Source organism: Cryobacterium sp. 10I1 (assembly GCF_035019805.1).
Taxonomy (GTDB): Bacteria; Actinomycetota; Actinomycetes; order Actinomycetales; family Microbacteriaceae; genus Cryobacterium; species Cryobacterium glucosi.
Genome location: NZ_JASJVF010000146.1, coordinates 1 through 8,361, shown reverse-complemented (window position 1 = coordinate 8,361; position 8,361 = coordinate 1). Strand labels below are relative to the sequence as shown.

The following is an 8,361-nucleotide window of genomic DNA, read 5'->3' as shown; positions in this document are numbered from 1 at the left end:
GTCTCCCTCCTCGGGCACGAGCAGCTCTTCCTCCGCGAGCACGCCGGCCTCCGCGCAACTCGGCACTTCGCCCTCGGCGGGCGGATTCGGGAACAGGTCCCGCAGCTGCACGCCCGCAACGCCGCTCCCTTCGGGCGGGGTGGCCCAGAACACCGAGAGCTGGGCATCGAAGCGCAGCACGGATGCCCAGACGAGCGGCTTCCCCAGTTCGGCGGAGACGTCGTTCACGAGGAACCGGGTCGGGAAATTGTCGGTGCCGTCGATCACGACGTCGTACCCGGAGATGAGCGCGCGGGCATTGCCGTGGTCGAGCCGCTCGGCATGCTGGATGACAATGGTCGCCGGGGCGATGGCCGCGATGGACTCCGCGGCACTCACGACCTTCGACCTGCCGACATCCGCCTGGCCGTGCACGATCTGGCGTTGCAGGTTGCTCGGCTCGACGTCGTCGCCGTCGACGATGCCGATCGTGCCGATCCCGGCCGCCGCCAGGTAGAGCAGGGCCGGGGAGCCGAGGCCGCCCGCGCCGAGCACGAGCACCTTCGCGTTCGCCAGGCGACGCTGGCCGAGCTCGTCGAGCTGCGGCAGGCGGCGTTGACGGGCGGTGCGCACGGATTCGGTCGGGGTGAGCCGGGCGACGGGTTCGACAAGGGGAGGAAGGGCCATGCCCCTTACGCTAGGCGCTCCCGGCGGCCGGCGCATCCGCATCCGCCCAGAGTCTCGGCAACCCCCTTGATATCCCCAGCCGATGGGTGTTTCGTCGAAGACGGCACCACCGAGTAAGCGCCACCCCACAGCGCACCAACTAGCACCACTGCAATCTCGCACGATCGAAACGGCCGTGCACAGAGGATCACTACGCAGAACCTAGGAAGGTATGTAATGACAGGGAACAGAGCAGTTGCCTACAAGAGCCCGGGGCACGTCGAGGTCATCGACATCGACTACCCCACCTTCGAGCTGAAGGACGGGCCCGGCGTCAACCCGGCCAACGTCGGCCGGAAGGTACCGCACGGGGTCATCCTCCGCACGGTCAGCACCAACATCTGCGGCTCGGACCAGCACATGGTCCGTGGACGCACGACAGCCCCGGCCGACCTCGTGCTCGGTCACGAGATCACCGGCGAGGTCGTCGAGACCGGGCCCGATGTCGAGTTCATCAAGGTCGGCGACATCGTGTCGGTCCCGTTCAATATCTCCTGCGGCCGGTGTCGCAACTGCAAGGAGCGCAAGACCGGGATCTGCCTGAACGTCAACCCCGACCGCCCCGGCAGCGCGTACGGCTATGTCGACATGGGCGGCTGGGTCGGCGGCCAGGCCGAGTACGTTCTCGTGCCGTACGCCGACTGGAACCTCCTGAAGTTCCCGGACCGGGACCAGGCCCTCGCGAAGATCATGGACCTGACCATGCTCTCCGACATCTTCCCCACCGGGTTCCACGGGGCGGTGAGCGCCAACGTCGGCGTCGGGTCGACGGTCTACGTCGCAGGAGCAGGGCCGGTCGGCCTCGCGGCAGCGGCATCCGCGCACCTGCTCGGAGCGGCCGCCGTCATCGTCGGCGACCTCAACGAGGAGCGGCTGGCCCAGGCCCGCAGCTTCGGCTGCGAGACGGTCGACCTGCGCAAGGGCGACCCGCAGGACCAGATCGAACAGATCCTCGGCGTCCCAGAGGTCGACTGCGCCGTTGACGCGGTCGGCTTCGAGGCCCGCGGGCACGGCCAGGCGGCGGGGGAGGAGCGGCCGGCGACGGTGCTCAACTCGCTCATGACCATCACCGCCGCCGGCGGCGCGCTCGGCATCCCCGGGCTCTACGTCACCGGTGACCCGGGCGGGGTCGACGAGGCTGCGAAGGTCGGGTCGCTCTCGATCCGGCTGGGGCTCGGCTGGGCGAAGTCGCTGTCCTTCACCACGGGCCAGTGCCCGGTGATGAAGTACAACCGCAAGCTCATGATGGCGATCCTGCACGACAAGGTGCAGATCGCGAAGGCCGTCAACGCCCAGGCGATCAGCCTCGAGGACGCGCCGCGCGGCTACGCCGAGTTCGACGCCGGCAAGTCCGTGAAATATGTGCTCAACCCGAACGGTTACGTCAAGTAGTGAATCAGTGACGTAAGAGCAACCGTTTCGAACGGATGCCCGGCCGGGGCCGCCCCGGTCGGGCATCCGTGTCGCGGGGCCGTGATGACAGAAGATTAGGGTGGAGCGTATGACCGGAAACCCGACACTCACGGACACCCGAGGCCGGCCGCTGCACGACCTGCGGATCTCGGTCACGGACCGGTGCAACTTCCGGTGCGTGTACTGCATGCCGAAGGAGATCTTCGGCCGCGACTTCGCCTTCATGGAACGCGACGAACTGCTCACCTTCGAGGAGATCACCCGGCTCGCCCGGGTGAGCGTCGCGCACGGGGTCGGCAAGATCCGGCTGACCGGAGGGGAGCCGTTGCTGCGCCGCGGCCTCGAAGACCTCGTCGCCGAGCTTGCGGTACTCCGCACCCCGGACGGACGGCCCATCGACATCGCCCTGACCACCAACGGCTCGGCGCTCGCGGTCAAGGCCCAGGCCCTCAAGGACGCGGGACTTCGCCGGGTCACGGTGTCCCTCGACTCCCTCGACGACGCGACCTTCCGGGCCATGAACGACGTGAACTTCCCGGTCGCGAAGGTCCTGCACGGCATCGACGTCGCCGCGGCCGTCGGGCTCGGCCCGGTCAAGGTCAACATGGTCGTCAAGCGCGGCCAGAACGACGGGGACATCCTCGCCATGGCGCGGCATTTCCAGGGCACGCCGGTCATCCTCCGCTTCATCGAATTCATGGACGTCGGATCGAGCAACGGCTGGGAGATGGGCGCCGTCGTGCCGTCCCGCGAGGTGATCGCCCGGATCGACGCCGAACTGCCGCTGGAGGAGATCGCCCCGAACTACACAGGGGAGACCTCGAGCCGCTGGCGGTACCGGGACGGCAGCGGCGAGATCGGGGTGATCTCGAGCGTGACGCAGTCGTTCTGCTCGACCTGCTCCCGCGCCCGGGTGTCGACGGACGGCAAACTCTTCACCTGCCTGTTCGCGACGGAGGGACACGACCTGCGCGCGCTCCTGCGCGGCGGCGCAACGGACGACGACCTCTCCGCCGCCATGGCCGCGGTCTGGCGAGAGCGGACCGACCGGTATTCGGACCTGCGGAGCGCGAAAACGAGCGAACTGCGGGCATCCGGTAAGAAGAAGATCGAGATGTCGTACATCGGAGGGTGACCAGGAACAATGACACGAATCACGGCACGACGAAAGGTTGTCCGGCTCACGGTCGGCGGCCGGAGGACCAGCCGGGAAGACGTGCTCGCCGTCGAGGAGCCGCTCGAGATCCGCGTGAACGGCACCTCGCTCGCGGTCACGATGCGCACGCCCGGCAACGACTATGACCTGGCCGCGGGCTTTCTGGTCTCCGAGGGCGTGATCAGCCGCGGCGAGCATTTCTTCGCGGCGCGCTACTGCGCCGGCGCCACCGTGAACGGAGAGAACACCTACAACGTTCTCGACGTGAGCCTCGCGCCGGGCGTGGCTGCTCCCGACCCGAGCCTCGAGCGGAACTTCCTCACCACGAGCGCGTGCGGGCTCTGCGGCAAGGCGAACATCGACGCCGTGCGCACGCGGTCGGTCTTCACCGTCTCGGACGACCCTGTGCTCCTCGACGCCGAACGCCTCGTCACTTTCCCGGAGGTGCTCCGGGCCGGCCAGCGGGTATTCGAGAAGACCGGCGGCCTGCACGCTGCCGGGCTCTTCGACGCCGCCACCGGGGAACTGCTCGTGCTGCGCGAGGACGTCGGGCGCCACAACGCCGTCGACAAGGTGATCGGATGGGCGGTCAAGGAGGACCGGCTGCCGCTGCGTGGAACCGTGCTCCAGGTTTCCGGCCGGGCGAGTTTCGAACTCGTCCAGAAGGCGGCGATGGCCGGCATCCCGATGCTGGCCGCGGTCTCCGCGCCGTCCTCCCTCGCGGCGGAACTCGCCGCCGAGGTGGGCATGACCCTGGTCGGCTTCCTGCGCGGCGACTCGATGGTGATCTATGCGGGCGCCGAGCGGATCACCGGCGGTGGCGGTCGCGCAGCGGAAGATTTCGCCGGTGCCGAGGGTGCTGAGGGTGCCGAGGGTGCTGCGAGTGTTGCGAGTTCTGCCCCATCGGCCCTTGCCGGTTCCGCAGCGCCGAATTAGTATGTGCGCATACTAACTGTCCCGCTGCGAGGGGCAGCTTCGGACGAGAGGTCATCTGATGTGGAGAACTGAGTACACGGCAGACACCAGCGCCACACCCGCCGCGGTCTGGGCGGCGTTCCGGGACATCCACACCGGGGTCGCCGCGGCCGCGGGCGGGGACGTCTTCGAGATGGACGGTGCATTCACCGTCGGCACGGAGTTGAGCGTGACGCCGGTCGGGCAGGACACGTTCCGATCCCGCATCATCGAACTGGCCCCGAACGAACGGTATGCCGACGAGACCACATTCGGCGACGTCGTGCTGACGTTCCGGCACGTGTTCACACCGAGTGACGGCGGCACGCGGGTCACCCACGAACTCGTGATCACCGGGCAGGATGCTGACGAGATCGGACCGGGGCTCGGCCCGGAGATCAGTGCGGACTTCCCCGAGGCGATGGCCGGGCTGTTCGCGCTCGCCGAGGCATCCGCTGACCCTGCTGACCCTGCTGACCCTGAAGACCCTGACCACTGATGCCGGACGCCGAGGAGAGCGGGCTCGACAGCGAGTTCGCGTCCGCGGAGGACAGCACGGGGCTGATGCTGTGGCGGGTCACCAACTCCTGGCAGGCGGCCCAGCGGGCGGCGCTCCGGCCGTTCGGCCTGACCCATGTGCAGTTCGTGCTGCTCGCCTCGCTCGTGTGGCTCGACACGGACGGGCCGACCACCCAGCGGGAACTCTCCCGCCACGCCGGAACGGACCCGATGATGACCTCGCAGGTGCTGCGCACCCTGGAACGGAAGGGCCTCGTGGAACGGCGGGGTCACCCGACGGATGCCCGGGCGAAGTCCCTCAGGGTGACAATGGCGGGAGCCGAGCTCGCCCGCCACGCGAACGCGGCCGTGGAAGGCGTCGACCAACGTTTCTTCACCCCGCTCGGCGCCGAGCGGGCGGTCTTCACCGGCATGCTCCGCGTGGTGCTCGGCCCGGCGTCCTAACCGGCCGTCGGGACCGGGGCCTGCTCGTGGGCGATGAAGCGCACCGCCATGGCCTTGTAGCCGGGGGTGTTCGACTCGCGGGCGACGAGTTCGCGGTGCATCAGAGCGTTCGCCTCGGGGAAGTACGCGGCGGCACAGCCGCGCGGGGTCGGGTACACCACGAGCCGGAACTCGTCCGCGCGGCGTTCCTCGCCGCGGAAGGTGCTGATCACGTCGACGAGGTCGCGGTCGTGGAAGCCGAGCTCGACGACGTCGTCCTTGTTGATCAGGATGACCCTGCGCCCGTTCGAGATGCCACGGTACCGGTCGTCGAGGCCGTAGAACGTCGTGTTGTACTGGTCGTGGCTGCGGATGGTCTGCAGGATGAGGTGCCCGGCCGGCGGAGTCAGGTATTCGAGCGGGCTCACCGTGAACCGGGCGCGGCCGATGTCGGTCGCGAAGCTGCGGGTGTCGCGGGGCGGGTTCGGCAGCACGAAGCCGTTCTTCGTCTTCAGCCGGCGGTTGAAGTCGGTGAAGCCGGGGACGACCCGGGAGATGTGGTCGCGGATCAGGTCGTAGTCCTCGCTCATCGCCTTCCAGTCGACGGGGTGTTCGGCGCCGAGGGTCGCGCTCGCCATCCTGGCGACGATGACGGGCTCGGCGAGCAGGTGCTCCGACACGGGATCGAGGCGCCCCTGTGTCGTGCGGACGACCGACATCGAGTCCTCGACGGAGAGCACCTGGCGTCCGCCGGGGTGCTTGTCGTCGGTGTCTGTACGGCCGAGGGTCGGCAGGATCAAGGAGGTGCGCCCGTGCATCACGTGCGAGCGGTTCGGCTTCGTGGAGATGTGGACCGTGAGCCCGACCCGCTGCATCGCGGCCTCGAGCTTCGCGGTGTCCGAGCAGGCGAGGGCGAAGTTGCCGCCGAGGGACACGAACACGTCGACGTCCTCGTTCTCGAAGGCCTCGACCGTCGCGACGGAGTCCAGGCCGTGCGTGCGCGGGCTCACGATCCCGAACTCCGTGTCGAGTGCGGCGAGGAACGCCTCCTTCGGCTTCTCCCAGACGCCCATGGTGCGGTCGCCCTGCACGTTGGAGTGGCCGCGCACCGGGCAGGCGCCCGCGCCCGGCTTGCCGAAGTTGCCCTGCAGCAGCAGCAGGTTGATGATCTCCTTGAGAGTGTTGACCGAGTGCGGCTGCTGGGTCAGCCCGAGCGCCCAGCAGATGATCGTGGCCTTCGAGGTCACGAGCATGCTCGCGACCACACCGATCTGCAGCCGGGACAGCCCGGTCGCCTTCTCGGTCTCCTCCCAGTCGATCTCGCCGCGCGCGGCCCGGTACTCCTCGAGTCCCTGGGTGTTGGCGTCCATGAAGGCCTGGTCGACGACGGAGCCGGGCACGCGCTTCTCCTCCTCGAGGAGCAGGTGGCCGAGGGCCTGGAACAGGGCGAGGTCCCCGCCGACCTTGATCTGCAGGTATTCGTCGGCGAGCGCGGTGCCGTCGCCGATCAGTCCGGAGACGGACTGCGGGTCCCTGAACTTGAACAGCCCGGCCTCGGGGAGGGGGTTGACCGCGACGACCCGTCCACCGTTGTCCTTGCATTCCTTCAGGGCTGACAGCATCCGCGGGTGGTTGGTGCCCGGGTTCTGGCCGACGACGAGGATGAGCTCGGCGTGGTGGATGTCCTCGAGGGAGACGGTGCCCTTGCCGATGCCGATCGTCGCGTTCATCGCCGAGCCGGAGGACTCGTGGCACATGTTCGAGCAGTCCGGCAGGTTGTTCGTGCCGATTGAGCGGGCGAAGAGCTGGTAGAGGAACGCGGACTCGTTCGCGGTGCGGCCGGAGGTGTAGAAGACGGTGCGGTCGGGGGTCGTGGCACGGATCTGCTCGCCGATGAGCTCGAACGCGTCGTTCCAGGAGATCTGCGAGTAGTGCGTGTCACCGGGGCGGATGACGACGGGGTGCGTGATGCGGCCCTGGTTGCCGAGCCAGTACTCGGTCTTCGTCGCGAGCTCGGCGATGGAGTGCTCCGCCCAGAATGCGAGGGTCACCTGGCGCACGGTGCTCTCCTCCGCGACGGCCTTCGCGCCGTTCTCGCAGAATTCGGCCGTCTTGCGGTGACCCTGCGACTCCGGCCAGGCGCAACCGGGGCAGTCTGTCCCGTCGCGCTGGTTGAGCCGGAGCAGGGCCCGGGTGGTGCGGCCGATCCCGGCCTGGGCGACGCCGCGCTCGAGCGCTACGACGACGGCTTCGAGGCCCGCCGCGCTGGTCTCCGGCTTCTTCACGACGAGGGAGTCTTCGTTGATGTCCTGGATCGGGGCGTGACGTGTCATGCCATCCATGATGCTCCTTTTGACTGCGTACCGGCACAACGGCAGCCGTCGCAGGGTCTGAGAACGGCGATGCGTCCTCTCGGGTGATTCCCAGCCCGGAAGGGCGCGCGAACCGGGAAAGTGGCGTTGAATCGACAAGGGGCTTTTGTCCCGGCCCACCGGGCCATTCTCGGCCCACCGGCCGACACCAGCCGCGGCATCGCCGGCAGACAGGGAGTTCGACCATGGGAACGCAGAGCACACTGGATTCGCTCCGGAGCGCGGACTCGATCCTCGCCACGATCATGGCCGCAGACGACCTCACCGTTGCAGCGAGCCGGGACGGCGGCACCAGGGCCGTGCGCCTGCTCGCAGAGGCCGCCGTCGATCCGGCAGACCAGGTCACCGCGATCGCCGCGGTGCACGCCCTCGCCCAGGTCTTCGACGAGACGGCGGACGAGGTCCTCGTCTCCCTCCTCGGGCACGAGCAGCTCTTCCTCCGCGAGCACGCGGCCTGGGCGTTCGGCGCCCGCCTGCCCCGCTTCGACGCGGTCGCGCCCCTGCTCGGGATGGTCATCGACGGCGGTTTCGCCGGGATGATTGCCCAGCGCACCCTCGAGCAATGGAGCGCTGCCGTTGCGGCCCCTGTCGCCCTCGCCGTCGAGGGCGCCCTGCTGGGCGTCACCGAGCCGGGCGCCCGGGCCAGACTGGTCGAAACCATCGGCCAGATCTCGGGGCGCATTCCCGAACGCATGCTGTTCCGCGTCGCCGTCGACCCGGCCGAGGCGACAGAGGTGCGGGCCGCCGCGATCGCCGCGATCGGCGACCGGGGCCTCGCCGATGCCGGTCCCCGCTCCCGCTCCGGCGCCGGCGCGGGCG

Annotated in this window: 7 protein-coding genes and 1 pseudogene; 6 read left to right on the top strand and 2 right to left on the bottom strand. The window is 68.9% G+C overall.

The window, feature by feature from the left end:
- On the bottom strand, positions 1-666 hold a 666-nt coding region (locus QN345_RS12585; protein ID WP_323508703.1), incomplete at its 3' end, for a ThiF family adenylyltransferase.
- A gap of 216 nt (positions 667-882) precedes the next feature.
- Here QN345_RS12585 and fdhA point away from each other — a divergent pair.
- The 5 genes from fdhA to QN345_RS12560 all read left to right on the top strand — a co-directional run bounded on the left by fdhA (position 883) and on the right by QN345_RS12560 (position 5,191).
- Positions 883-2,097, top strand: coding sequence for a formaldehyde dehydrogenase, glutathione-independent (gene fdhA / locus QN345_RS12580; protein WP_134448909.1), 1,215 nt, complete (start codon positions 883-885; stop codon positions 2,095-2,097).
- Between the two features lie 109 nt (positions 2,098-2,206).
- Positions 2,207-3,253: a GTP 3',8-cyclase MoaA gene (gene moaA, locus QN345_RS12575; RefSeq protein WP_134448910.1), complete on the top strand. Its 1,047-nt coding sequence runs from the start codon at positions 2,207-2,209 to the stop codon at positions 3,251-3,253.
- Positions 3,254-3,262: 9 nt separating this feature from the next.
- Positions 3,263-4,210 (top strand): formate dehydrogenase accessory sulfurtransferase FdhD, encoded by a 948-nt coding sequence (gene fdhD / locus QN345_RS12570; RefSeq protein WP_322189629.1) that lies wholly within the window; start codon positions 3,263-3,265, stop codon positions 4,208-4,210.
- A gap of 58 nt (positions 4,211-4,268) precedes the next feature.
- Positions 4,269-4,727, top strand: coding sequence for an SRPBCC family protein (locus QN345_RS12565; protein WP_134560209.1), 459 nt, complete (start codon positions 4,269-4,271; stop codon positions 4,725-4,727).
- Positions 4,727-5,191 (top strand): MarR family winged helix-turn-helix transcriptional regulator, encoded by a 465-nt coding sequence (locus QN345_RS12560; RefSeq protein WP_323508702.1) that lies wholly within the window; start codon positions 4,727-4,729, stop codon positions 5,189-5,191. The genes QN345_RS12565 and QN345_RS12560 overlap by 1 nt, the downstream gene beginning before the upstream one ends.
- Here the strand turns inward: QN345_RS12560 and QN345_RS12555 are convergent.
- Positions 5,188-7,503: an FdhF/YdeP family oxidoreductase gene (locus QN345_RS12555; RefSeq protein WP_322141115.1), complete on the bottom strand. Its 2,316-nt coding sequence runs from the start codon at positions 7,501-7,503 to the stop codon at positions 5,188-5,190. The two genes, QN345_RS12560 and QN345_RS12555, sit on opposite strands and share 4 nt — an antisense overlap.
- 224 nt (positions 7,504-7,727) lie before the next feature.
- On the opposite strand from QN345_RS12555, the pseudogene QN345_RS12550 reads away from it, so the two are divergent.
- Positions 7,728-8,361: pseudogene (locus tag QN345_RS12550) on the top strand (sucrose synthase (sucrose-UDP glucosyltransferase)); the annotation flags it as partial.